At 69.2% G+C, this 23,049-nt stretch carries 23 protein-coding genes; 9 read left to right on the forward strand and 14 right to left on the reverse strand.

What is annotated here, in order from left to right:
- Positions 1–38: 38 nt before the first annotated feature.
- Together IEY55_RS21450 and IEY55_RS21455 are read right to left on the reverse strand one after the other, a co-directional pair.
- Entirely contained in the window at positions 39–302 is a 264-nt protein-coding gene (locus tag IEY55_RS21450; RefSeq protein WP_189060314.1) for a hypothetical protein, read from the reverse strand.
- 298 nt (positions 303–600) lie between these two features.
- Positions 601–864: a hypothetical protein gene (locus IEY55_RS21455; RefSeq protein WP_229686611.1), complete on the reverse strand. Its 264-nt coding sequence runs from the start codon at positions 862–864 to the stop codon at positions 601–603.
- A gap of 958 nt (positions 865–1,822) precedes the next feature.
- On the opposite strand from IEY55_RS21455, the gene IEY55_RS21460 reads away from it, so the two are divergent.
- The 5 genes from IEY55_RS21460 to dprE2 all read left to right on the forward strand — a co-directional run bounded on the left by IEY55_RS21460 (position 1,823) and on the right by dprE2 (position 7,692).
- A complete protein-coding gene (locus IEY55_RS21460; RefSeq protein ID WP_189060316.1) occupies positions 1,823–3,070 on the forward strand; it encodes a DUF885 domain-containing protein in 1,248 nt (415 codons plus the stop codon).
- Positions 3,071–3,512: 442 nt separating this feature from the next.
- The gene (gene phoH2, locus IEY55_RS21465) at positions 3,513–4,889 is read left to right on the forward strand and encodes an RNA 5'-3' helicase PhoH2 (RefSeq protein WP_189060317.1); all 1,377 of its coding nucleotides are present in this window, start codon (positions 3,513–3,515) and stop codon (positions 4,887–4,889) included.
- 340 nt (positions 4,890–5,229) lie between these two features.
- A complete protein-coding gene (locus IEY55_RS21470; RefSeq protein WP_189060318.1) occupies positions 5,230–5,433 on the forward strand; it encodes a hypothetical protein in 204 nt (67 codons plus the stop codon).
- 142 nt (positions 5,434–5,575) lie between these two features.
- Entirely contained in the window at positions 5,576–6,940 is a 1,365-nt protein-coding gene (gene dprE1, locus IEY55_RS21475; protein ID WP_308424774.1) for a decaprenylphosphoryl-beta-D-ribose oxidase, read from the forward strand.
- A complete protein-coding gene (gene dprE2 / locus IEY55_RS21480) occupies positions 6,937–7,692 on the forward strand; it encodes a decaprenylphospho-beta-D-erythro-pentofuranosid-2-ulose 2-reductase (protein WP_189060320.1) in 756 nt (251 codons plus the stop codon). The genes dprE1 and dprE2 overlap by 4 nt, the downstream gene beginning before the upstream one ends.
- A 59-nt stretch (positions 7,693–7,751) precedes the next feature.
- Here dprE2 and IEY55_RS21485 read toward each other — a convergent pair whose 3' ends face one another.
- From IEY55_RS21485 to IEY55_RS21515, 7 genes are all read right to left on the reverse strand, one after another.
- Complete coding sequence (locus IEY55_RS21485) at positions 7,752–8,666, reverse strand: decaprenyl-phosphate phosphoribosyltransferase (RefSeq protein ID WP_189060321.1); 915 nt, start codon at positions 8,664–8,666, stop codon at positions 7,752–7,754.
- On the reverse strand, positions 8,663–9,190 hold the full coding sequence (locus tag IEY55_RS21490) for a phosphatase PAP2 family protein (RefSeq protein WP_229686612.1): 528 nt from the start codon (positions 9,188–9,190) through the stop codon (positions 8,663–8,665). The genes IEY55_RS21485 and IEY55_RS21490 overlap by 4 nt, the downstream gene beginning before the upstream one ends.
- On the reverse strand, positions 9,187–10,518 hold the full coding sequence (locus IEY55_RS21495; RefSeq protein ID WP_229686613.1) for a glycosyltransferase 87 family protein: 1,332 nt from the start codon (positions 10,516–10,518) through the stop codon (positions 9,187–9,189). Before IEY55_RS21495 ends, IEY55_RS21490 begins: the two co-directional genes overlap by 4 nt.
- 307 nt (positions 10,519–10,825) lie before the next feature.
- Positions 10,826–11,272, reverse strand: coding sequence for a GNAT family N-acetyltransferase (locus IEY55_RS21500; RefSeq protein WP_189060323.1), 447 nt, complete (start codon positions 11,270–11,272; stop codon positions 10,826–10,828).
- 35 nt (positions 11,273–11,307) lie between these two features.
- The gene (locus IEY55_RS21505) at positions 11,308–12,750 is read right to left on the reverse strand and encodes a GuaB1 family IMP dehydrogenase-related protein (protein ID WP_189060324.1); all 1,443 of its coding nucleotides are present in this window, start codon (positions 12,748–12,750) and stop codon (positions 11,308–11,310) included.
- 12 nt (positions 12,751–12,762) lie between these two features.
- A complete protein-coding gene (locus IEY55_RS21510; RefSeq protein WP_189060325.1) occupies positions 12,763–14,277 on the reverse strand; it encodes an ATP-dependent DNA ligase in 1,515 nt (504 codons plus the stop codon).
- Positions 14,278–14,333: 56 nt separating this feature from the next.
- A complete protein-coding gene (locus IEY55_RS21515) occupies positions 14,334–14,588 on the reverse strand; it encodes a hypothetical protein (RefSeq protein WP_229686614.1) in 255 nt (84 codons plus the stop codon).
- Positions 14,589–14,676: 88 nt separating this feature from the next.
- Between IEY55_RS21515 and IEY55_RS21520 the strand changes: the two genes are divergently transcribed.
- Both IEY55_RS21520 and IEY55_RS21525 read left to right on the forward strand, forming a co-directional pair.
- Positions 14,677–15,519 carry a helix-turn-helix domain-containing protein gene (locus IEY55_RS21520; RefSeq protein WP_189060326.1) on the forward strand — a complete coding sequence of 281 codons (843 nt, stop codon included), beginning with the start codon at positions 14,677–14,679 and terminating at the stop codon, positions 15,517–15,519.
- Between the two features lie 39 nt (positions 15,520–15,558).
- The gene (locus IEY55_RS21525; RefSeq protein ID WP_229686619.1) at positions 15,559–15,780 is read left to right on the forward strand and encodes a DUF397 domain-containing protein; all 222 of its coding nucleotides are present in this window, start codon (positions 15,559–15,561) and stop codon (positions 15,778–15,780) included.
- Here IEY55_RS21525 and pdxR read toward each other — a convergent pair.
- The 3 genes from pdxR to IEY55_RS21540 form a co-directional block, all read right to left on the reverse strand.
- Positions 15,770–17,179, reverse strand: coding sequence for a MocR-like pyridoxine biosynthesis transcription factor PdxR (gene pdxR / locus IEY55_RS21530; RefSeq protein WP_189060328.1), 1,410 nt, complete (start codon positions 17,177–17,179; stop codon positions 15,770–15,772). The genes IEY55_RS21525 and pdxR overlap by 11 nt on opposite strands.
- Positions 17,180–17,422: 243 nt before the next feature.
- The gene (locus tag IEY55_RS21535) at positions 17,423–17,788 is read right to left on the reverse strand and encodes a lipopolysaccharide assembly protein LapA domain-containing protein (RefSeq protein ID WP_189060329.1); all 366 of its coding nucleotides are present in this window, start codon (positions 17,786–17,788) and stop codon (positions 17,423–17,425) included.
- A 233-nt stretch (positions 17,789–18,021) separates the two neighbouring features.
- A complete protein-coding gene (locus IEY55_RS21540) occupies positions 18,022–18,441 on the reverse strand; it encodes a hypothetical protein (RefSeq protein ID WP_229686615.1) in 420 nt (139 codons plus the stop codon).
- A 723-nt stretch (positions 18,442–19,164) separates the two neighbouring features.
- Between IEY55_RS21540 and IEY55_RS21545 the strand changes: the two genes are divergently transcribed.
- A complete protein-coding gene (locus IEY55_RS21545) occupies positions 19,165–19,596 on the forward strand; it encodes a hypothetical protein (protein WP_189060331.1) in 432 nt (143 codons plus the stop codon).
- 72 nt (positions 19,597–19,668) lie between these two features.
- On the opposite strand, the gene IEY55_RS21550 is transcribed toward IEY55_RS21545, so the two are convergent.
- Both IEY55_RS21550 and IEY55_RS21555 read right to left on the reverse strand, forming a co-directional pair.
- Positions 19,669–20,091, reverse strand: coding sequence for a helix-turn-helix domain-containing protein (locus tag IEY55_RS21550; RefSeq protein WP_189060332.1), 423 nt, complete (start codon positions 20,089–20,091; stop codon positions 19,669–19,671).
- Between the two features lie 349 nt (positions 20,092–20,440).
- Entirely contained in the window at positions 20,441–21,838 is a 1,398-nt protein-coding gene (locus IEY55_RS21555) for a class II fumarate hydratase (RefSeq protein WP_189060333.1), read from the reverse strand.
- A gap of 93 nt (positions 21,839–21,931) precedes the next feature.
- Here IEY55_RS21555 and IEY55_RS21560 point away from each other — a divergent pair, with 93 nt between their 5' ends.
- Positions 21,932–22,912 carry an NAD(P)/FAD-dependent oxidoreductase gene (locus IEY55_RS21560; protein WP_189060334.1) on the forward strand — a complete coding sequence of 327 codons (981 nt, stop codon included), beginning with the start codon at positions 21,932–21,934 and terminating at the stop codon, positions 22,910–22,912.
- Positions 22,913–23,049 lie beyond the last annotated feature (137 nt).

Raw genomic sequence — 23,049 nt, forward strand, 5'->3', positions numbered from 1 at the left:
TCGACGCTGTCTTCAGTTGTCGGATGTGGTGGTGGCGGTCAGAACTTCTGGTACGCCTTTGCCGTGGCGCACTTCTTCATGATCATCGGCGAGCCACCCGCGATGACAAGCCCGATCAGGCCGATGTTGTTCTGGCAGACGCCGACCGGGATCTGGACCTGGTTACCGCTCACGACGTTGACGGCGCCGTTGAAGTCGTTGTCCTCCTCGTGGACGTACCCGCCGCCGGCCGCTGCCGGCCCGGCCACCATCGCCAGCGCGGTAGCGGTGGCGACAATGACACCGGAGATCTTCTTGAACATCTCGCACCCCTAGATTTTCTCTTCGTCAATCACGACCACTCCCGAACTCACCGGAACGAGCGACCAACTGCCCGGTTCCAGCGCGTTCCGCGGGGTCCGGTCCTGACCGGGGGGTCGGGCCATCGGACCCTGTTGGTGCAGGTTTGCTCGGGACAGGTCGTAAGCCTGTGTCGTGGGTGTTGCAGTTTCTGCTGTTGTCGCAGAGGCCCGGTCTCGACTGTCGATGCCGGCCGGAGAATCCGCCTTGTCCGAGATATGGGGTGGGGTGCCCGTACCCGGCGGGCACCCCCACCGGGGATCAGAAGTCCTGCTTGGCGACGGCGGTGGCGCATTCCTTCATGAACATGGGGGCAATGATCGGAACCGCAACCCCGGCTAGGCCGATGTTGTTCTGGCAGACGCCGACCGGGATCTGGACCTGGTTACCGCTCACGACGTTGACGGCGCCGTTCCAGTCGTTGTCCTCCTTATGAACGTGCTTGCCGCCGCCGGCGACCGCCGGGGCGGCCGCCATCGAGAGGGCCGCGGCCGTGGCGACGAGGAGGGTCGAAACCTTTTTCATCATCTCGCACCCCTGATTAGTCCTGCAGTTCTCGCTGCTTGTTGGCTTGTCACTGGCTACCGGTCGATCGGCCGGTGGTCGGGCCCGGGGGCGATGTCACGCACCTCGGGGTGCCGACACCAGACCACCGGGCTCGGAGCCACCGACCGTGGTTTCCTCGGACCTCGCGGGGAGGCCGAGCTCGAAGGTGTTGGACGGGTCGGGCCGTAGCCCGGGTCGTTTCCACTGTTGGCGTTATTCGGTTGTGGTGCCTCACCAGGCGCGCGTGGCGACGTGGTGAAGGGACTGGGGCCGTGGTTTCCAGCGACCATGGGGAGGTGGGCAGAAGCGGCGCACGGGGCGGGTGCCGGGCACGCCGTTGTTCGGTGCCTTTCCCCGGAACCGGCGGTTCCACACGATGCGGTGTCGGGTGGTGTTCGTATTGAGGTTGTCGACCTTCGGGCGGCCGGCGTTGGCATGGTCGCCGTTGGCGGCGGCTGGGTTGTGCAACGGCGGCAATTCAGCCACACCGGTGGCGAGGACTCTGGCCGTCTTCCTCAAGTAGCACGCTCCCTGACCCGCGTAACCCTGCTCGGAGGACTCATGGTAGAAACCCCCTGTTTGCTTCTGGCCCACCGGATCCGGTCGGTGCGGGGACCATTGGCACGGGTCACGTTAGTCAGGGATCCGTCGAAATGGAATCGTGATCACCTGGTTGTGCGAATTTTGTCGAGATGTCGACAAGTGGTGATCGGTATTTGTTGATAGTAATTCGGAGCGGCGACGCACGATCGTGTTCGGATATACGTTCGGTAACAAAACCGTCGCGCTCTTCGGTGAACCCGACGCCACCACTTGGCCATGCCACCCTTCCGAGTGGCGTGGCCTCCTCCCTGCCACGCGTAGTGGCGTGGTATTGCTGCTCGCTTTGCCCATTGAGGGGGTATGGCCCGGCGCGCTGGCCTAAGCTCCCCGCTTCATGGGCCCCAAGCGCGTGGTGCGCGAATACCTGCTGCTCGGCCTGCGATTCGACCGGCTCGTCCCCGGGTTCGTGGACGCCTACACCGGCGAGGCGGCGCTACGCCGCCAAGTGGAGTCCGAGCCCCCTCCGGAGCCGGCCGCGCTCGCCGCCCGCGCACGGGAACTGCGGGCCGAGTTGGACAGCAGCGATCTGGACGGGGAGCGTCGCCGCTTCCTCGACGCCCACCTGGTCGCGTTGGAATGCTCCGGTCGCAAGCTCGCCGGGGAGCGCGTCCCGTTCGTGGCCGAGGTCGAGTCCTACTTCCAGGTCCGGATCGAGCTGGGGGACCCGGACGCCTACCGCGCCAGCCACGTGGAGTTGGACCGCCTGCTGCCCGGCGACGGGTCGCTGCCCGACCGGATCGCGGCGTTCCGGGCACGCGACGAGGTGCCGCCGGAGAAGCTGGAGCCCTGCGTGCTCGCGTTGAGCAGCGCCCTACGGGACCGCGTGCGGGTGCGCTACTGCCTGCCCCCGGAGGAGACCGTCGAGTACCAGGTGGTGACCGACAAGCCGTGGAGCGGGTTCAACTACTACCTGGGCGACTACCGGTCCAGGGTGGCGATCAACGCCGACGTGGGGCACCGGATGGCGGCGCTGCCCCATCTCGTCGCGCACGAGTCCTATCCGGGGCACCACACCGAGCACTGCCGCAAGCAGGCCGGTCTCATCGGCCGGCTCGCCCACACCGAGCAGACAATCTTCCTGGTCAACACGCCCCAGTGCCTGATGGCGGAGGGTTTGGCCGATCTGGGACTGCACGCCGTGGTCGGGCCGGGCTGGGGACCGTGGACCGCGGAGATCATGGCCGACCTCGGCCTGCGGATGGAGGGTGAGCTGGCGGAGCGGGTGGAGCATGCCCTGGCCGGGCTGCTGACCGTGCAGCAGGACGCCGCCCTGCTGCTGCACGACCGCGGGGCCGACCCCGACGAGGTCGTCGCTCACCTGCGCCGGTGGCTGCTGGTGGACGAGCGCCGGGCCCGGCACATGCTGCGCTTCCTGTCCGACCCGCTGTGGCGGGCCTACACCACCACCTATGTCGAGGGCTACCGGCTGCTGCGGTCGTGGCTGGCGGCGCGGCCGGCCGGTGAGCCGCTGGGCGAGCGGTACCGGCGGCTGCTGGACGAGCCACTGGTGCCCGCCGCCGTGCGGGCGGAGCTGGCGTCCAGCGCGGGGGCGCGCCCCACCGGGGGACCCGCCGACGGCTGATCGGGGGCGGGCCGGTCGGCGCAAGCCCTGATCGCCGGCGTTTGCCCAGGCCATGACCCATCCTGGCTACCTCGGAGGGTGGGTGGGGCGGGTATTGCGCCATCCGGTCAATACGCGACGTAGGCGATTCCGGCGTACGTAGCGTCGCGGTGACAGCTGTGTGAATCACCCGTGTGCCTGCCTGCTGAGCAGGGTAACCGCAGGTAGCGTCCATGCCGGCGGGTCGTGTCGGAGGCGGCTCGCCCCGGGAGGGCCCTGTTCGTGGCTGTGGTCGGTGGGACGGTTCGGCCGTCCGCAACCCGCACGAGGGGGCCGGCACCCGGTCCCCGCGGCCGTAGGAGGGCCACCGCCGTCCAGGCGGGTGGACCGTGACGGCCGGCAGGGACCGGATGCCCGGCCCACCGAGGAGCGGACGCGGGTGCCGCGTCCGCAGGGAGTTGCCGTGACAGCACAGCGCTCTTCAAGGCGAACCGCCAGCCGTTCCTCCAGCTCCCCTCGTACCGCCGGGCAGCGGCCGGCCGCCGCACCGGTGCACACCTACGTGCTCGACACGTCGGTGTTGTTGTCCGATCCGTGGGCGATCACCCGATTCGCGGAGGCCGTGGTGGTGCTGCCCCTGGTGGTGATCGGGGAACTGGAGGGGAAGCGGCACCACCCGGAGCTCGGTTGGTTCGCCCGCGAGGCGTTGCGCCTGCTCGACGACCTGCGGTTGCGCCACGGGCGGCTGGACGCCCCGGTGCCCGTGGGCGAGGCCGGGGGCACGGTGCACGTGGAACTCAACCACACCGACCCGGAGGTGTTACCGGCAGGTTTCCGTACCGACTCCAACGACGCCAGGATCCTGGCCTGCGCGCTCAACCTCGCCGCGGAGCGGGGCGCGGTGACGCTGGTCACCAAGGACATGCCGTTGCGGGTGAAGGCGGCAGCGGTGGGGCTGACCGCCGACGAGTACCGGGCGCAGGACGTCGCGCCCTCGGGCTGGACCGGTACGGCAGACGTGCCGGTGGCGCCGGAGCTGGTGGACACCCTGTTCAAGGAGGGCGTCGCCGACCTGGACGAGGCACGTGAGCTGCCGTGCAACACGGGCTTGCGGCTGCTCGCCGGCACGGCGAGCGCGCTTGCTCGGGTCACCCCCGACAAGCGGGTTCGGCTGGTGCGTGGCGATCGGGAGGCGTTCGGGCTACACGGTCGGTCCGCCGAACAGCGGATCGCCCTCGACCTGCTGCTCGACCCGGAGGTGGGGATCATCTCGCTGGGTGGCCGGGCGGGCACCGGCAAGTCGGCACTGGCGTTGTGCGCCGGGTTGGAGGCGGTACTGGAACGGCAACAGCACCGCAAGGTGGTGGTGTTTCGCCCGGTTTATGCCGTCGGCGGGCAGGACCTCGGCTACCTGCCCGGCACCGAGAGCGAGAAGATGCAGCCCTGGGCACAGGCGGTGTTCGACACCCTGGGCGCGTTGGTGAGCCAGAACGTCATCGACGAGGTGCTCGACCGCGGGATGCTGGAGGTCCTGCCGCTGACCCACATCCGCGGCCGCTCGCTGCACGACGCGTTCGTGATCGTCGACGAGGCCCAGTCGCTGGAACGCAACGTTCTGCTCACGGTGCTGTCCCGGCTCGGGACGGGTTCCCGGGTGGTACTGACGCACGACGTCGCGCAGCGGGACAACCTGCGGGTGGGACGGCACGACGGCGTGGCGGCCGTGATCGAGAAGCTCAAGGGTCACCCGCTGTTCGCGCACGTCACCCTGACCCGCTCGGAGCGCTCCCCGATCGCGGCCCTGGTGACCGAGATGCTGGAAGGTGATCACCTCGGCTAGGTCGACACGTGTGCACGCGGCTGGCTCCTGGTGTGGCTCACCGGGAGCCAGCCCGCGTTTTGGGCGACCGGTGGGTGCCCTCCGGGTGTGCGCGGAACGTTCTGGGTCGACCGAATTGATCGCTCGATCGTCGCTGTCAGTGGCGTGGGCTCTGCCGGTAGGGCCCACGAACCGTGGACTCACCCCATCTCGGAGTACCCCGGACACGTTCTCAGGGCGGCGTTAATGGGTCGTCTGAGTGGCCTGATGCCGCTTCACGCTGGTCATGAGGTGTCCTGGGGGGAGGAGTGAGGCGGGTTCGGCCGTGGAGCCAAGTGGTACGCGGCGAAAAGACCGCGTCATGAAAATGGTCCATCCCTTGAATCGTCATCGGGTCTCGGAGGCCGCCACCGTGGTCAGGACTCTCTTCTCGCATCCCGAGGTGCAGAATGGCGCCGACTACGAGGGACTCGACGTCAGCGTGAAGGCGCCCGCCGCTGATGATCCACGCAATCTCGAGCGGCTCTGGAAGCTCAGTGCGCGCCTGACGGGATTGGGCGACTGAGCCAGGGAAACGTTAAGAAGGACCTTGATGTCCAGCGTGCTCGCAAGAAGCGCGCCAGGCGTAGGAAGAAGGCCAACCACGGCCGGCGCCCCGGGGTGCCGCTCACCGCGACCACACTCACCACACCCATAGGATGGGCGGGATGGGAGCGATCAGTTCGGGATTGCCGCGCACCCTCACCGGTTGGGGGCGTACCGCGTCCACCGTGGCGAAGCTGGTCACCCCGACCAGCACCGACGAGATCGCCGAGGCGGTGCGCACCCGGAGCGGGCGAGGCGTCCTCGCCCGCGGGCTGGGGCGCAGCTACGGTGATGCGGCGCAGAACGCCGGCGGCCTCGTTCTCGACCTGTGCGGACTGGACGAGCTGCACTCGGTCGACCCGGACACCGGGGTCATCGACGTCGACGCCGGTGCGAGCCTGGATGCCCTTATCCGGCGGCTCCTGCCGCTCGGACTCTTCGTTCCGGTGACCCCGGGCACCCGACAGGTGACCGTCGGCGGCGCCATCGCTGCCGACATTCACGGCAAGAATCACCACGTCCAAGGCAGTTTCGGCAACCACGTCCAATCCCTGGACCTGCTGTGCGCCGACGGTACCGTGCGCACCATCGGTCCGGACCGCGAACCGGAACTGTTCTGGTGCACCGTCGGCGGCATGGGCCTCACCGGCATCGTGCTGCGGGCCCGGATCCGGATGATGCCGGTCGAGACCGCCTACTGCGTCGTGGACACCGAACGCGCCGACAACCTCGACGACCTCATGGCCCGGCTCGCCGAGGACGACCACCGCTACACCTACTCGGTGGCCTGGTTCGACGCCGTGGCCACCGGTGCCCGACTGGGCCGCGCGGTGCTGACCCGTGGCTGGAACGCCACGCGCGACCAGCTTCCGCAGCGGTTGCGTGGTGCTCCGTTGAAGTTCACCGCGAAGGAGCGGTTGAGCGCACCACCGGTCTTCCCGAACGGGCTGTTGAACCGGGCCACGATCGGCGTGTTCAACGAGCTGTGGTTCCGGAAGGCACCGCGTGAGCGGCGTGGGGAAATCCAGACCATCTCCCAGTTCTTCCACCCCCTGGACGCGTTGCGGGACTGGAACCGGGTGTACGGGCCGCGCGGCTTCGTGCAGTACCAGTTCGTGGCTCCGTTCGGCGCCGAGGAGACGTTGCGCCGTTGTGTCGAGCGCATCAGCTCCTCGCCCCACGTGTCCTTCCTCAACGTCCTCAAGCGGTTCGGCGACGGCAACCCGGCACCTCTGTCCTTTCCGGCCCCGGGTTGGACCCTGGCCGTGGACATGCCGGCTGCGCCCGGGCTCGGCCAGCTGCTCGACGAGCTGGACGAGTGGATTGCCGACGCCGGCGGAAGGCTCTATCTGGCCAAGGACTCCCGCATGACATCCGCTGTGTTGCGCCGGATGTACCCGCGGCTCGACGAGTGGTCGCGCATACGGCACTCCGTCGATCCCGACGGTGTGTTCACCTCCGACCTGTCGCGAAGGTTGACGCTGTGATCGATGCAGTGGGGAATCCGCAGTCCGTCCTGCTCCTCGGCGGGACGTCCGACATCGGTCTGGCCATCGTCCAGCGGTACGCACGGCAACGGCCGCTACGCGTCGTGCTGGCTGCCCGGCCGTCAGCCAGGCTGGAGGCCGCGGCCGAACGATTGATGACGCTTGGCTGCACTGTCCACAGTGTCCCATTCGATGCCAGGGATCCGAACGGGCATCAGACTGTTGTGGACAAGGCTTTCGCCCACGGTGACATCGACCTGGCGGTGGTCGCGTTCGGTGTGCTCGGTGACCAGGAGCGGGCCTGGCAGGACGTGCAGGTTGCCCGCGAGCTGGCCGAGGTCAACTACGTCGCTCCGGTATCGCTCGGTGTGCTGCTTGCCGAGCGGATGCGGGCACAGGGGCACGGGTCGATCGTGGCGTTGTCCTCGGTCGCCGGTGAGCGGGTGCGTCGGTCGAACTTCGTTTACGGCTCCGGTAAAGCGGGCATGGACGGGTTCTTCCTCGGACTTGGCGAGGCGTTGCGCCCGCATGGGGTGCGGGTGTGTGTCGTGCGGCCGGGTTTCGTGCGCACCAAGATGACGGACGGCCTCGACGCCGCGCCGTTGTCGGTGACGGCGGAGGATGTCGCGACCGCCGTGGTGGAGGGAGTGCGCGCCGGCAAGGAACTGGTGTGGGTGCCCGGACCGCTGCGCTGGGTCATGTCGGCACTGCGACACGTGCCGCGGGCCCTGTTCCGGCGGCTTCCGATGTGAGAGCACGGACGAAGGGCTGAAGTCCTCCCCACCGGGAGGCGCTTCCGCGGTTCTTCCGCCTAGAGGACGTAGAGCGCCAGGCCCAAGGATGCCGCCCACAGTACGAAAAGCACCTGGAGAACCCGGTCACCGAGCAGTGCGTCCTCCGGCGCTCCGGCCGAACCGTTGTCCACCTCCATGCCGTAGCGCAACACCGCCAGCACGAACGGAACCATGGAGATGATCGGCCACCGCGAGTCGGACGCCCCGTGGATGTCGAACGCCCACAGCCCGTACATGCTCATGATCACCGCGGCCGAGGACATCCACACGAACCGCAGATAGGACGGTGTGTAGGCGCGGATCGCCTGGCGCGTCCGGAGATCCGTACCAGCCACCAGCAACGCCTCGGCGTACCGCTTACCCGCCACCACGAACAGCGAACCGAACGCGCTGACGAGCAGGAACCAGTTCGACAGGACGATCCCCGTCGCGGCCCCACCGGCGATGGCCCGCAACAGAAAGCCGGAGGCGACGATGCCCATCTCGACCACCGGAACGTGCTTCAACCCGAAGCAGTAGCCGAGCTGAACCCCCTCGTACACCCCGAGCACAACAAGCAACGGCAGTGCCACCCATCCCGAGAGGGCCAGCGCGCCCGCCAGCAGGGCTCCCGCAGCCGTCGCTGCCAACCAGATCGGCACCCGTCCGGCGGCGATCGGCCGGCGACACTTCGTCGGATGCTGACGGTCCGCCTTGCGGTCCCGGATGTCGTTGACCAGGTAGACGCCGGAAGCGGCCAGCGCGAACGCCGCGAACGCGCCCAGCGACCGCAGCAGGACCGGTGCGCTGGTCAACGCCCCGGCCGCGAACGGCGCGGCGAGCACCAGCACGTTCTTGGTCCATTGCCGGGGACGCAGGGCCAGGAGCAGGCCCACTGCCGTATCGCTGCGGGAGTGGACGGGACCTGGGACCTCGGACGCGGTAACGGTCACGCCCGGCCTCCGTTCTCGGTCCGGACGCGGTCGGCCATTCGCCGGAACCCGAGCCCGACCGCGGCACCGAGCACCGTGCCGGCGACCACGTCGCTCGGGTAGTGCACGCCCAGAACGAGCCGGCTGAGCAGCATCGGCGGCACTATGGCGGTCGCCAGCCGCCGACCGTGTCCGGTGAGCAGCACGGCGGCGGCCGCGGTGGATGCGGCGTGGGAGGAAGGGAAGCTCAGCCGGCTCGGAGTGCTGGCGAGCGCCCGCACCCGCGGATCCGTCGGCCGATTCCGGCGGACCACACGTTTCACCGTGATCGACAATCCGTGCGCCACGGCTATGCCCGCGGCGCGTAACAACCAGGACCGGCGGCGGGATCGGTCGACAACCCCGGCCGCCACGGTGACCACGAGCCAGCCGGCGGCGTGCTCCCCGAAGAAGGACAGCGCGCGGGCCGACCGGACCGCTGTGGGCGAGCCGAGCAGCCCACGCTGGATGACGCGTAACAGGGTGACTTCGCGGCGTGTGATCACGGTGCGCCGACCTCGGTGAGTTGTCGGGACGACTCGGTCGGGGGAGTGGCCGGCGATGTCGGCGTGCATCTCCCACGGGCCCGGGCCGCCCCGAGCAACACGACAAGGGCGACGATCGTGACCAGCACGTAGGAGTTGCCGATCAGGTGTTCCGCCGCGTTCCAGCCCAGCTCCCGCCGGTCACCACCGGGAAGGAAGCGATGCGGCGCAACGAGGAACACCACCGCGAGGACCATGGCGGCCAGGGCCCACCCGATGCTGCGCAGCCGCAGGGCATAGGCGGTGAGCACCAGCAGCGTCGGAGCGATCCACACCCAGTGGTGCGACCACGAGGTCGGCGACACGAGCAGCCCGACCGCGGCGTTGACCACCACGGCAAGGGTCGCCTCGACCCGGCGGATCAGCACCGCGGCAAGGAGAACCAGCGCCAGCGTGGCGACCAGCCAGCACGCCTCGAGCAGCACCGGTGGGAACTCCAGCCGAGCCAGCGTCCCCTGGATCGACTGGTTGGTGTGGAACGGCGACCCACTGATCCCGGACGTGGGCATCCCGCCGAACCAGAACCGCATCGAGGCGGCCGGCGCCACCGCGAACCCGAGCACCGTGGCGACCGCGCCGGAGACGACCGCGGTGATGGCCGCGCGGAAGTCCCGCCGCAGGACGAAGAACAGCAGGAACGCCGCTGGAGTCAACTTGATCGCCGCGGCGATGCCGACCAGCAGACCTCGTGGCCACCGCGGCGAGACCACCAGGCAGTCCGCGGCGACCAGCGCCATCAGCACGATGTTGACCTGGCCGAAGCGGAACGTTTCGAACGTCGGCTCCAGCACCAGGGCCAACGGCAGCGCCACCGAAGTCGCGGTGAGCGCACCGACCGTGCCGCCGGCTGGCCACAACCGCCGGGCCACCAGGTACAGCGTCCCGCCCAGCGCGACCAGCGACGTCGCGATCAGCGCGGCGACCGCGGCCGACCAGGGCAACACCACGAAGGGGCCGAGAGCCAGTGCGGCGAACGGCGGGTAGATGAAGGGCAGGTGTGCGCCGCTGCGGGTCGCGGGCAGCGAGCCGTAAGGATCGCCGCCGTGCCACCAGGCGAGCACTCCGGCTCGGTAAACCTCCAGGTCAATGTGGAGATCGCTGGTGACGCGGTAGAGCACCCACGCGACGATGGCCGTGACCGAGATTCCGACCAGCAGGGTCACCCGGGCGGAGAGCAGGGCTCGCATCCGTGCTGCTGTGTTGTCGCGGTAGCCGGCGGTGGTCGGGTCAAGCACGGTGGAGTCCCCCAGGACGGGGAGCGCTGGTGGTGGGTCGACGAACCCGGCCACCGTTGCTCACGTGTGCTGTTTCGATCTTCGGCCCGGAGAAAACTCTAACGTGATGTAAGAGTTTATGCAATCGTTATTTGCCACTCGGGTGGTCGAGTAGCGGGAACACGGTTGATGGCGTCCTGATGACGCCCGATCTTCGGGGATGACCCGTTAAGTGCGTGTGATTCTGGTCGCTGGTCAGCGCGAGTGTCCAGCCACGTGACACTCCGCGTCGACGGCACGACGGATCGTGCACGCCGTTTCCCAAGCGCCCCCAGGCAAACGGCGTGCGCTCTCGGCCGAGAAGCGCGACGGCGTGGCGTGGCTACCGCGCCGTCCAGAAGTAGCGCGCGTCCGGCTCGACGGTGGCGTGGTGGCTGCCGTCACCCAGCTCGACCAGCCGGAATCCGTGGCGATAGCAGAACTCCCGCGCCCGCTCACTGCGCCGGAAGGTGTGGACGTCGAGCCGGTCATGACCCTGCTTGGCGTGCTCGACCAGGGCGCTGCCCACGCCTCTGCCACGCGCGCATGGGTGCACGTACAGGTGCTTCACCTCGGAGCCCTTGAGCGCGGAGAACCCGACCACCGCGCCCTCAACCTCTGCGACGTGTACCTCGTGCGAGGCAAGTGTCTCCTCGACCCACTGGGTGGCCTCGTCAACGGTGCGGAGTCGGGGTAGCGCGGGTGACGCCTCCCCACGAACGCGCAGGACAACCTGGGTGATCGGGGGTACGTCGGCCGGGATGGCCGACCGGATAGCGAAGGGGGGCATGACACGACCGTGCCATGCCCCCCGCTCACGTCAAGTCACCAACCACTGGGCAACGGCCGGCCCTCGTGGAACCCGGCCGCCGACTGCACGCCCAGCACCGCCCGCTCGTGGAACTCCTCCAGCGTGTGCGCACCGGCGTAGGTGCAGGACGAGCGCACGCCCGAGCAGATGCCGTCCAGCAGGTCCTCCACGCCCGGTGCGGTCGGGTTGAGCTGCATCCGGGAGGCGGAGATGCCCTCCTCGAACAGGGCCTTGCGGGCCCGGTCGAAGCTGCTGTCGGTCTTGGTGCGCGCGGACACGGCCCGCTTGGAGGCCATGCCGAACGACTCCTTGTACGGCCGGCCGGACTCGTCCCGCATCAGGTCGCCGGGCGACTCGTAGGTGCCGGCGAACCAGGAGCCGATCATCACCGAGGACGCGCCGGCCGCCAGGGCCAACGCCACGTCCCGTGGGTGGCGAACGCCACCGTCGGCCCACACGTGCCCGCCCAGCTCCCGGGCGGCCGCGGCGCACTCGGCCACGGCGGAGAGCTGCGGCCGGCCGACCCCGGTCATCATCCGGGTGGTGCACATCGCACCCGGGCCGACACCAACCTTGATGACGTCCGCACCGGCCTCGACGAGGTCGCGCACGCCCTCGGCGGTCACCACGTTGCCGGCGACCACGGGGACCTTCGAGCCGACCGGGTGCACCGAGCGCACCGCCTTCAGCGCGCTGATCATCTTCTCCTGGTGGCCGTGCGCGGTGTCCACCACCAGCACGTCCACCCCGGCGTCGAGCAACGCCCCGGCCTTGGCGGCCACGTCGCCGTTGACGCCGATCGCGGCGCCGATGCGCAGCCGGCCGGCGTCATCCAGCGCTGGGCGGTAGATCTCCGCGCGCAGCGCGGCGACCTGGGTCATGATCCCGGCGAGCTTGCCGTCGGTGTTCACGGCGAGCGCCACGGCCCGGCCGTGCAGCTCGTCGAACACCTTCCGTGGCTCGGTGTCCAGGGGCAGCGTGACGATGTCGGTGTCGGCGACCTCGCCGACGCGGGTGAACCGGTCGACCCCGGCGCACGCGTGCTCGTCCACCACCCCGATCGGCCGGCCGTCGTCGTCCACGACCACGACGGCGTTGTGTGCGCGCTTGGGCAGCAGGTTGAGGGCGTCGGCCACGGCCTCGTGGGCCCGCAGCACGAGCGGGGTGTCCCACACCGGATGCCGGGTCTTGACCCAGGAGACGATCTCGGCGACCGCCTCCGGGGCGACGTCCTGGGGCAGGATCACCAGGCCGCCGCGGCGGGCGACGGTCTCGGCCATGCGCCGACCCGCCACCGCGGTCATGTTGGCGACGACGATCGGGATCGTGGCACCGGTGCCGTCCGCCGTGGCGAGGTCCACGTCGAACCGGGACTCCACACCGGAGCGGCGGGGCACCAGGAAGACGTCGTCGTAGGTCAGGTCGTTGCGGGGCTCATGCCCGTCGAGGAACCGCACGATTCCACGACACTACCCGGATCTGGGCAACATTGCTTTGACTTGGTCAATGGAGTCAGCCTCTGCCGGGTCCTTGTCCGGCCGGTACCGGAGCACCCGGGCGAACCGCAACGCCACGCCGCCCGGGTAGCGCGGGCTGACCTGCACCCCGTCCAGCTCGATCTCCACGACCAGCTCGGGACGCACGTAGACGGTGTGGGAGTCCCGGCTGACCGCCCTGGACCGCAGCTCGCGGGTCTGCCACTCCAGGAGTTCGTCCGTGAGGCCCTTGAAGGTCTTGCCGACCATGATCGGCGGGCCGCCCGCGGGATCCCGCGCACCGAGATGGAGGTTGGACAGGAAGCCGGTGCGGCGCCCGTGTCCCCACTCAGCGCCGAGCACCACCAGGTCGAGGGTGTGGACGGGTTTCACCTTCTGCCACGCCCGGCCGCGCCGGCCCGCCGCGTAGATCGAGTCCAGGGCCTTGACCATGACGCCCTCGTGGCCGGCGGCGAGCGAGTCGTCGAGCAGCGCGGCGGCGGCCGTGGGGTTGGGGCGCAGGAGCCCGGGGACGCGGTGTTCCTCGGCGACCCTGAGCAGGGCGTCGAGGCGGGTGTGAAGGGGCTCGCCGAGGAGGTCCTCCCCGTTGAGGTGGAGGACGTCGAAGAAGTACGGGTGGAGGAGGAGTTCGTGTGCCGAGGCCGCGCCGAAGCGGCTCATGGTCTCCTGGAAGGGGCGCGGCCGGCCGTTGTCGTCGAGCGCCAGGGTTTCCCCATCGAGCACGACGGATTCGCAGGGCAGGCCGCGGACGAGGTCCACCAGCTCCGGGACGGAGCCGGTGACCTCACGAAGCTTGCGGGTGAAGACGTGGACGTCGTCGCCGTTGCGGTGGACCTGGATCCGCGCGCCGTCGAGCTTGTACTCCACGGACACGTCGCCGAGTTCGGACAGGGCGTCGTCGAGGGTGTCGGCGGGGGAGGCCAGCATCGGCCGCAACGGCCGGCCGAGTTCGAGGTGGAAGGTGGCCAGGGCGGTTCGGCCGCCGTGCAGGGCTGCCGCCGCGGTGACCGGGAGCCGGCCGGAGAGCATGAAGGCGCGACGGACGGCCTCGGCCGGGACGTTCGCGGCGGCGGCGATCGCGTCGACCATGACGCCCTCCAGGGCGCCCTGCCGGAGTTCTCCGATCAGCAGCCGGATGAGGAAGTCCTGCTCGGTGGCGGTGGCCTGGCCGAAGAGATCGGCCAGCAGCTGTTGGCGACGCTGGGTCGAGCCGGTCCCGGTGGTGCCGCGCAGGACGTCGAGGGCGTGGTCGACGTCCTCGACGGTGAGGGTTGCCGAGGGGGCCGGGGTGGGCCTGAGCTTGGCGAGGGTGGCCCAGCCGGTGCCGATCCGGCCCTGCCGGGGCTCGCCGGCGAGGAAGGCCGTGGCCGGCTCGACCTCGGCCGGAGCGGCGCGCGACAGCACGGCGGCGAGCGCCTCGATCTTGGCCTTGCGGGACCGGGTCGCCGTCACCGCCTCGGACGTCGCGACGACATCGGCGAGCAGCACGCCCCCATCCTCACCCCGACCCCCGACATTTCGCCTGCTCAGACGGGGGACGAGGGTCAGGAAGGATCGCGGTAGTGCAGCCAGCAGGCGAGGTCGGCCAGCTTCGAGCCGATCAGCTCGGCCTGCTCGGGCGAGACGACGATGTAGCGCCCGGCCGAGTCGGTGATCCGCACATCGGGCAGGCGGAGCGACATGGTGACCGGCCCCTTGTCGCCATGCGCGGGCACCTCCCAGGTCTTCTCGCTGGGCGTCTGGTCGAGGATCAGAAGGTCAATGTCCTTCGCGTTCAGCGAAGTGTTCTCGGTGGTCATGGCCGGACCATGGCACGTTGCAAACATTGCACGCACTAACCACATCGTGTAGTTGTGCTAGCTGATCAAGCGGCAAGACGATGTCGCCATGAAGGGGTCACACACGGCGATCCGGTCCCGTCGCGTCGCGGTCGAGCTCCGCAAGCTCAGGGAAAAGGCCGAACTTACCTGTGCCGAGGCCGGCGAGAAGCTGGGCATGTCGGCTAGCAAGATCAGCCGAATAGAGACCGCGGTCAGCGGGATCGAGGTTGAGGATCTGGCGGCTCTGCTGGGGCTCTACCAAGTACCTGAACGGAAGCGGCGCGAGGTGATCAGATGGTTGAGGGCAGCAGATCGTGGCGGTTGGTGGAGGCGTCAGCCGGGCCTGCCGACCTTGTGGCGCAGTCTGATCGAGTTCGAAGCCAGGGCTTGCCATCTCCGCTGCTACGAAGCGATGTTCGTGCCAGGGCTGCTCCAGACTGCGGACTACGCACGAGCTGTCCTACGGGGTATCAACGGTGCGTTGTCTGACCGACAGCTGGATACGCTCGTCGCGTCTCGTATGGCGAGGCAAGCGGTGCTGAGCCGGACCGACGCCCCGATTCTTGTTACGTTGCTTGATGAAGGTGCGCTGCGTCGACCGGTAGGCGGGGAGGAGGTGATGTCGCGGCAGCTTCGCTACCTGCTGGAGGCAGCACAGCGTCCGAATGTCCTACTACGAGTGGTTCCCTTGGCTGCTGGTGCCTACGCAGGCTTCCGAGGGCCCTTCATGATCTTGGAGTTCGAGGGCGAGCCAGATCTCGTCTACGTCGAGAACCAGAGCACGGGGCTCTTTCTTGAAGAAGATTCGGATCACTCCTCCTATCGAGAGGCCCTCAGCAATATCCTCAGGGTAGCCCTTGCACCGACCGAAACGGCGGAGCTCATCTCGGCGCTCGTCGAGCAGGGCTGACGCCGGAGAGGAGCGTGAATGTCCGTGCACGAGGCGAGCATGGGCCGCTGGAGGAAGAGTTCCCAGAGCAGCGACATCGCGAACTGCGTGGAGGTCGCTGCGTGGCGGAAGAGCAGCCGTAGCTCCGACACCGACACGTGTGTTGAGGTTGCTTGCGCAAGCACGACCGTCGCCGTGCGCGACTCCAAGGATTCGTCCGGCCCGCACTTACAGTTCTCCGCCGCCGAGTGGTCCTGCTTCGTCCGCCACCTCAGCCGGTAGCCGCGACCTCCGCGATCCGCTGCACCGCGGCGTGAAGCCGGTCCGGCGTCATCGACGCGTACCCGAGCACCAGCCCCGGGAACGGGCCGGACCGGTTTCCCCGTGCGTAGGACGCCAGGCTCGGCGCGTGCACCCCGTTGTCCGCCAACCGGGCCGACAACGCGCGATCGTCAACCCCCTCCGGCAGCCGCACCACCACGTGCAGCCCTGCCGCGATACCCGTGATCTGCCAGTCCGGCAGGAACTCCGTCAACGCCTCCAGCAACGCGTCGCGGCGTCTTCGGTTGTTCGCTCGCGTGCGGCGCAGGTGCCGGTCGTACCCACTCGCCCGCAGCATGCGTGCGAACGCTCCTTGCGGCAGTGGGCTACATCCCAGGTCGTGCAACCGTTTGGCCTCAACGACATCCGCCCGCCACCCGGCCGGAATCACCGCCCAGCCAAGGCGAAGCGCCGGGGCCAGGGTCTTCGACACGCTGCCGAGATACGCCACGCGCAACGGATCGAGGGCCTGTACCGCACCGAGCGCCGGCCGGTCGTATCGGTGCTCAGCGTCGTAGTCGTCCTCCAACACCAGGCCGTCGCAGCGCCGTGCCCAGTCCACCAACTCCCGACGGCGGCGAGCGTGCAGTGGCACTCCCAACGGGAACTGGTGTGCCGGGGTCACCAGCACCGCACGACAACCTGACGCCGCCAGGTCGTCGATTCGCAATCCGCCCTGGTCGACCCGCACCGGGATCGGCTGGAGGCCGTGGCGCGTGAACAACTCCGCCTGGCCGGGGTGCCCGGGGTCCTCCACCGCGATGCGGCGGTGGCCGCGGTTACGGAGCACGTCCGCGATCAACGTGCACGCCTCCGCCAGACCGTGTGTGACGAGGATGTCCGCCGGGTCGGCGAGCACCGCCCGCACGCGACCGAGGTACTCCGCGAGTTCGGTGCGCAGGTCGGCGAGGCCGGCTGGGTCCGGGTACCCAAGCTCCGCGTCGGGCAGCTCGGCCAGGGCGGCGCGGCTGCACGATGCCCACTCGGTGCGAGGGAAAGCCGCAAGTGCCGGGAGCCCGGGCCGTAGGTCGTACTGCCACGGCTGCGGGGTCGTCCTGCGTTCGACCCGGCGCGGCTCGCCACCCAGGGCGGTGGTCGCCACCGACGTTCCGGAGCCGCGGCGGGCCACCAGGTACCCCTCGGCGACGAGCTGGTCGTAGGCGGCGGTGACGGTGCCCCGGGCAACGTCGAGCTGGCTGGCGAGGTCGCGGGTGGCGGGGAGGCGGGTGCCCGGATGTAGCTGTCCCGCGCGGATCGCCTCCCGGAGGGCGACCTCCAGGGCCCGTCCGCGACGGCCGCGGGAGGCGGCGGTCACGGCGGGCAGCAGCAGCTCCCGCAAGGTGGACCAGTCGTTAGGCACCAAACTGGAGCTTATCGCTGGTCCACTCGGCCGGGAAGACTTCGGCCCGCGACCGACCTGATCAAGCGTACCGGACCCGGGCCCTCTTCCCCAGACCGCGATGTACCTGCTACAAGTACGGCCCGCCGCGCGAGCGGCTGGCCTTCCAGAAATCCGCCTCGGGTGTCGGGGTGTTGTTCGTGCCCAGCCACAAGGGCATGCCCTCACGAGAGACGCGTGCCCCGACCGCAAAAGGTTGAGCGGTCATCGACGGGCGGAACGTCGCAGGTCGCGGCGAAGCTGCCAGATCCGCAGCGATCCGGCGATCGCGGTCAGCAGCACACCGGCCACGGCGGCCAGCAGCATGGCTACCGCCAGCGACACCTGCCCGCTCGCGGTGAAGTAGGAGATCTCCACGGCCTGGGTGTTCTGCAGGATGAAGATCAGCAGGAGCACCAGCACGGCGGCGAAGACGATGATGCCAACCCAGGTGGCGCCGGCCCTGGTGCGTAGCTGGCGCGCACCAGGCCGCGTCGGGGTCGTCCCAGCGGCGGGCCGCTGGGACGGGGTGGCGGAGTCCGCAGGTGAGGGCTTGGACGGTTCGTGCCCGGTGCCAGACGTATCGGTCACGGCGCGCCCCCTCTCCGAGACAAGGGCCTACTGGGACAAAGATACGCCGGATCTCGATGATCGCCCGACTCCGCGCTCGGTCAGGAGCGCGCCGCCCCATGCGGGACCCTGCCCGCCGCTGGCGAAAGCGATCAAGTTCAACTGCGGCAGGGGAGCGTGACGCCGTCACGCTCCCCTGCCGCACTGCGCCGGCAAGGCGGGTCGGCATCACGACATGAGTGCCGCCCGGCCCATCACACCGGGTTGGCGGGCTGGGCGGGCTCGCACTTGACCTGCTGGCCGTCCTTGGCGCTGCTTCCGGAGTCCCCGCACGGAATGGTGGGCAGCCTCCCGGCGTCCTGGTTGGCGCCCTCCTTCTTCTCCGTGGCCGGGACGGTGTCGACCTTCTTGCCGTCCCTGTCGGTGATGACGACGTTGTCGCACTGGATGGTGGACTGGTTCTTGGCACCCTGGTCGGTCTTCTCCCTCTTCGTGGCCGGGGTGACCTCAACCTTCTTGCCGTCCTTGTCCGTCACCGCGATGCCGGAGCAGGTGCCTTTCTGTTGGCCCTCGCCGGTCGCGGCGAACGCGGACGCGCCCATCCAGGATCCGGCGAGAAGCGTCAAGCCGGTGAAACCCGAGACCACGGCGATACTGCGCTTGCGGATCATCATCGTTCTCCTTGGTGTGACTTCAAACCCCTTCCGCGTCGGTCGGTGATTCCCGACCGGCACTGCCGAAGCTACGTACCAGGATGTTTCTCCCGGTTCGACCGGACCATTTATGTTCACGAAAAGTCGGGCAAGGAGGCAAAAATGGATCAGAAGGCACAGCGGTCGGTTGCGGTTCGCGATTCACCTGCTCCAACGACGGTGCAATTATCCACCAGATCCTGGTTGGCTCGGGAAAGGCGAGACCAGTTCTGTGGTCGCCGACAGTCCCCCGCGCTTTCGCCACCGCTCCACCCAACTGGGGCAGTAGCCGGCGTTCCGGCGGTTGCCGTGCCAGCGAAGCGAACCTGCTCTTCCTGCTGTCTCTCGGGAAACCCGTGCGCCTGGACGGCACCGAGCCGGCCAGGCGCACGGTCAGTCCCGGGGGCGGGAGGCGGTCGGTCGCACGGGACCGACGTCGAGCAAGCCCATGGCGGAGATCCTGTCCGGCATCTGTCAGGCCAGCGTCCCGCGCTTCCCTCCCGCGTGTCTGGCACGTGGTCAATGGGCGGGTGGTGGCGTCGTCCCGTCCCGGATGTCCCGAACCCGTCCCAGGTCCTTGTGGGGAGGGTCCGGTTGGCCAACGCTGAGGCTCGTTCGTGATTGCCAAAGTAAATCGCGAACGACGAACACCAATGATCCTATCTCTTCCTGAGCCTTATCAACCTTGCCGTCGGAGGTTCACGCATGTCCAAGAAGCATCGCGCTCTTTCGTTGGTAGGTGGTGTGCTTCTTGCCGGTACCACCGTTCTCGCGGGCTCCGCGACCGCAGGTGCCGCGCCCGCGAATGCCGCGCCCGGAGAGGTCGTTGACGAGATGCTCGTCTTCGACAGCACGGCGCTTGCCCCCGACCAGTGCATCCGGCGCACGGGTAACAACTCGTGGGGACAGGGCGTGATCACCGCATGCGCCCGGCGAAACGGGAACTCCAGCTACGACAGTTGGGTCAAGGACAAGAAGGCGGACGGGCACTGCGTGCGGTGGCGGGTCGTCTACAACAACCGCGTCACCAAGTACACGGCGTGGGCCTGCCCGAAGGGCGACACGACCAGGGACATCAAGAACCGTCTCGGCAGGTTCGGCAGTGTCAAGGCGTTTCTGCAGCGCGTGAAGGTCTGATCCCTCAACCTCTGATCCCCAAACCATCGGGTGGTGGTGCCGCGAGAACGGCACCACCACCCACGGTTCCAGTTATCCAACCGGCGACGCCTGCCCGAGCGCGGACTGCCGCCGGACCAACAACGCCAGAAGCACGGTGCAGGCAAGTGCGACCGCGCCGAGCATCACGCGCTCGCGCGGGATGGCGCGGACTCCTGCCCGGCCCGTGTCGTGCGCGGACTCGATCCGACCGCTGTGAGCCAGCGCCCAGAGACGTTGCAGTTCCCGTGACTCCTCCTGGTACGCGCCGCACGCCTGGGCGAGCCGGTTGATCGGCGTGAACTCGAGCGGCACGCACTGGCCCGTGCAGTACCGGTGCAACGCGGACCGGCTGTACCCGCTGCGGCGGGCAAGGGCCTCGTAACTCATCGATGATCTTGCCTTGAGTGCTCGGAGCCGTGCGGCCAACAACCGCGCCGGATCCACCAGTTTCTCGTCCCCCAGTTCCAACCCCATGTGTTCGACCCTGTCTTCAGATCGGACAACGGTCAGCAGCTGAGTTTAGGTAGCCGGCGTGGCATCCGTATGCGCCCGGTCCGGTGGTAGTCGCCCGAGGATGGCACCCGAATGCCCGAGGATCGGCGCCCATTTCGTCACGGGTAGTGGGTGGAACTCCATCCCGCTGTGGCATCCACGCATCCCGTGGCGTGGCCGCTCCTCCCTACGCAGTAGCTCTTGTGCGCTACCTGCGTAGGCTGCGGCCTCCACAGTCGCTCATACCCCGCTCTTCACAGCGGAACGTTTCCGCCACGAATATCGCGCCGGCCATCATCCACACCTCACGCACGAATTGGCGGTGCCGGATTCAACGACCACCCCGTGCCATGCGTAGGACGTCGAGCGCGTCATCGAGCTGCTGCGCGGTGATCCGCCCGGCCTCGACATGCCCACGCTCGAGAACCACCTGCTTGATCGTCTTGCGCTCCTTCAACGCCTGCTTCGCGATCGAGGCCGCCTCCTCGTAGCCGAGGTAGCGGTTCAGCGGGGTCACCACCGACGGCGAGGACTCGGCCAGCTCGCGCGCCCGCTCCACGTTCGGCTCGGCACCCGCCAGCACCTTGTCGGCGAGCAGCCGGGCCACGGCCGCCAGCAGCCGGCACGACTCGAGCACGTTGCGGGCCATCACCGGCATCATCACGTTCAGCTCGAAGTTGCCCTGCGAACCGGCGAACGCCACCGTCGCGTCGTTGCCGATGACCTGCGCGGCAACCATCATCGTGGCCTCGCAGACCACCGGGTTCACCTTGCCGGGCATGATCGACGACCCGGGCTGCAGGTCCGGCAACCGCAGCTCGGCCAGCCCGGTGCGCGGCCCCGAGCCCAGCCACCTGATGTCGTTTGCGATCTTGTACAGCGACACCGCGACCGTGCGCAGCTGCCCGGAACACTCCACCAGCCCGTCGCGGGCGCCCTGCGCTTCCAGGTGGCAGCGCGCCTCGGTGACCGGCAGCCCGGTGGCCCCGGCCAGCTCGGCCGCCACGGCCGCGCCGAAGCCCTCCGGGGCGTTCAGCCCGGTGCCCACGGCCGTGCCGCCGATCGGCAGCTCCGCCAGCCGGGGCAGGCAGGACCGCAGCCGCTCCACGCCGTGCCGCACCTGCACCGCCCAGCCGCCGGCCTCCTGGCCCAGCGTGACCGGCACCGCGTCCATCAGGTGGGTGCGGCCGGCCTTGACCACCTCGGCCCAGTCCCGGGCACGTCGGCCCAGCAGGTCGGCCAGGTGCTCCAGGGCCGGCGCCACCTCGCGCTGCACGGCTTCGGTCGCGGCCAGGTGGATTGTGGTGGGGAACACGTCGTTCGATGACTGCGACGCGTTGACGTGGTCGTTCGGGTGCACCGTCGACCCGAGCCGCCGTTCGGCCAGGGTGGCGATGACCTCGTTGGCGTTCATGTTCGACGACGTGCCCGACCCGGTCTGGAACACGTCGACCGGGAAGTGGTCGTCGTACTTCCCGGCGGCGACCTCGTCCGCGGCCGCGGCGATGGCCCCGGCCAGCTCGGCCGGCAGCACCCCCAGCCGGCCGTTCACCCGGGCACAGGCCGCCTTGACCAGGCCCAGCGCCCGGATCTGGGCCCGTTCCAGGCCCCTTCCGGACACCGGGAAGTTCGCCACCGCCCGCTGGGTCTGCGCCCGCCACAACGCGTCGGCCGGGACCCGCACCTCGCCCATGGTGTCGTGCTCGACCCGGAACTGGAGATCAGCCATGCCTCGAGTCTGGACCCTGTCGGCGGTGCTGGGCACCGTGGCGCGCACCGCATACGCTCGGTGGCGTCCCACCACGGGCGGAAGGCGGATGCCATGGCTTCGGGTACGGAAGTGGACCTGCTGATCGTGGGCGCCGGGCCCACCGGCCTGTTCGCCGCGTACTACGCGGGGTTCCGGGACATGTCGGTGGCGCTGGTGGACTCGCTGCCCGAGCCCGGCGGCCAGGTCACCGCAATGTACCCGGAGAAGCTGATCTTCGACGTGGCCGGGTACCCGGCGGTGCGCGGCCGTGACCTGGTGGCGGCCCTGGTGGAGCAGGCCGGGCAGTACCAGCCGACCTACCTGCTCGGCCGGCAGGCCCGCGAGCTGACCACGCTGGACGACGGCAGGCTACGGGTCTCGATGGCCGACGGTTCCGCGGTGACCACCGGTGCCGTGCTCATCACGGCCGGTATCGGCGAGTTCCGTCCGCGCCCGCTGCCGGCGGCCAACGGCTGGCTCGGCCGGGGCGTGGTGCACTTCGTGCCCCAGCTCGACGCGCACAGCGGGCAGGACGTGGTGGTGGTCGGCGGGGGCGACTCGGCGTTCGACTGGGCGCTGGCGCTGCATCCGGTGGCGCGGTCGATCACGTTGGTGCACCGCCGGGCCACCTTCCGCGCACACGCCGGCACCGTGAACAAGGTGCGGGACCTGGGTGTTCCCGTCATCACCGATGCCGAGGTCGCCGAGCTGCGGGGCGAGGAGTCGCTGCGCGAGGTGGAGATCGCGCGCAAGGACGGCGCCCGCGAGGTGTTGCCCGCGCAGACGGTGATTGCCGCATTGGGCTTCATCGCCGACCTCGGTCCCATCCAGCACTGGGGCCTGGAGCTTCAGCGCAGGACGGTGCTCGTGGACACCACGATGAAGACCTCGCGGGACCGGGTCTATGCCGCCGGCGACGTGGCGACCTATCGCGGCAAGGTCAAGCTGATCGCGACCGGGTTCGGGGAGGCCGCGACCGCGGTGAACAACATCGCGGTGGCCCTCAACCCCTCGGCACACCTGTTCCCGGGCCACTCCAGCGACGCCGGCTGACCGCCGCGCCGCTCACCGTGGCGGTGTCGGGCGTTGTGTCCGTACCGACCGGTCGCGGCAATGCCCGTCCTCGCGCTGGCTCAGGGAAGCAGGTCGGCGAGAAGTTCTGGATCCAGGAGCGGGACGCGGCACGTTGT

Source organism: Longimycelium tulufanense (assembly GCF_014645795.1).
Taxonomy (GTDB): domain Bacteria; phylum Actinomycetota; class Actinomycetes; order Mycobacteriales; family Pseudonocardiaceae; genus Longimycelium; species Longimycelium tulufanense.

Excerpts from the sequence above, each read along its gene's own strand:
- IEY55_RS21450 (WP_189060314.1), bottom strand. The coding sequence starts at position 302 with ATGTTCAAGAAGATCTCCGGTGTCATTGTCGCCACCGCTACCGCGCTG.
- IEY55_RS21455 (WP_229686611.1), bottom strand. The coding sequence starts at position 864 with ATGAAAAAGGTTTCGACCCTCCTCGTCGCCACGGCCGCGGCCCTCTCG.
- IEY55_RS21460 (WP_189060316.1), top strand. The coding sequence starts at position 1,823 with ATGGGCCCCAAGCGCGTGGTGCGCGAATACCTGCTGCTCGGCCTGCGA.
- IEY55_RS21470 (WP_189060318.1), top strand. The coding sequence starts at position 5,230 with ATGAAAATGGTCCATCCCTTGAATCGTCATCGGGTCTCGGAGGCCGCC.
- dprE1 (WP_308424774.1), top strand. The coding sequence starts at position 5,576 with ATGGGAGCGATCAGTTCGGGATTGCCGCGCACCCTCACCGGTTGGGGG.
- IEY55_RS21500 (WP_189060323.1), bottom strand. The coding sequence starts at position 11,272 with ATGCCCCCCTTCGCTATCCGGTCGGCCATCCCGGCCGACGTACCCCCG.
- IEY55_RS21515 (WP_229686614.1), bottom strand. The coding sequence starts at position 14,588 with ATGACCACCGAGAACACTTCGCTGAACGCGAAGGACATTGACCTTCTG.
- IEY55_RS21520 (WP_189060326.1), top strand. The coding sequence starts at position 14,677 with ATGAAGGGGTCACACACGGCGATCCGGTCCCGTCGCGTCGCGGTCGAG.
- IEY55_RS21525 (WP_229686619.1), top strand. The coding sequence starts at position 15,559 with ATGGGCCGCTGGAGGAAGAGTTCCCAGAGCAGCGACATCGCGAACTGC.
- IEY55_RS21540 (WP_229686615.1), bottom strand. The coding sequence starts at position 18,441 with ATGATGATCCGCAAGCGCAGTATCGCCGTGGTCTCGGGTTTCACCGGC.
- IEY55_RS21545 (WP_189060331.1), top strand. The coding sequence starts at position 19,165 with ATGTCCAAGAAGCATCGCGCTCTTTCGTTGGTAGGTGGTGTGCTTCTT.
- IEY55_RS21550 (WP_189060332.1), bottom strand. The coding sequence starts at position 20,091 with ATGGGGTTGGAACTGGGGGACGAGAAACTGGTGGATCCGGCGCGGTTG.
- IEY55_RS21555 (WP_189060333.1), bottom strand. The coding sequence starts at position 21,838 with ATGGCTGATCTCCAGTTCCGGGTCGAGCACGACACCATGGGCGAGGTG.
- IEY55_RS21560 (WP_189060334.1), top strand. The coding sequence starts at position 21,932 with ATGGCTTCGGGTACGGAAGTGGACCTGCTGATCGTGGGCGCCGGGCCC.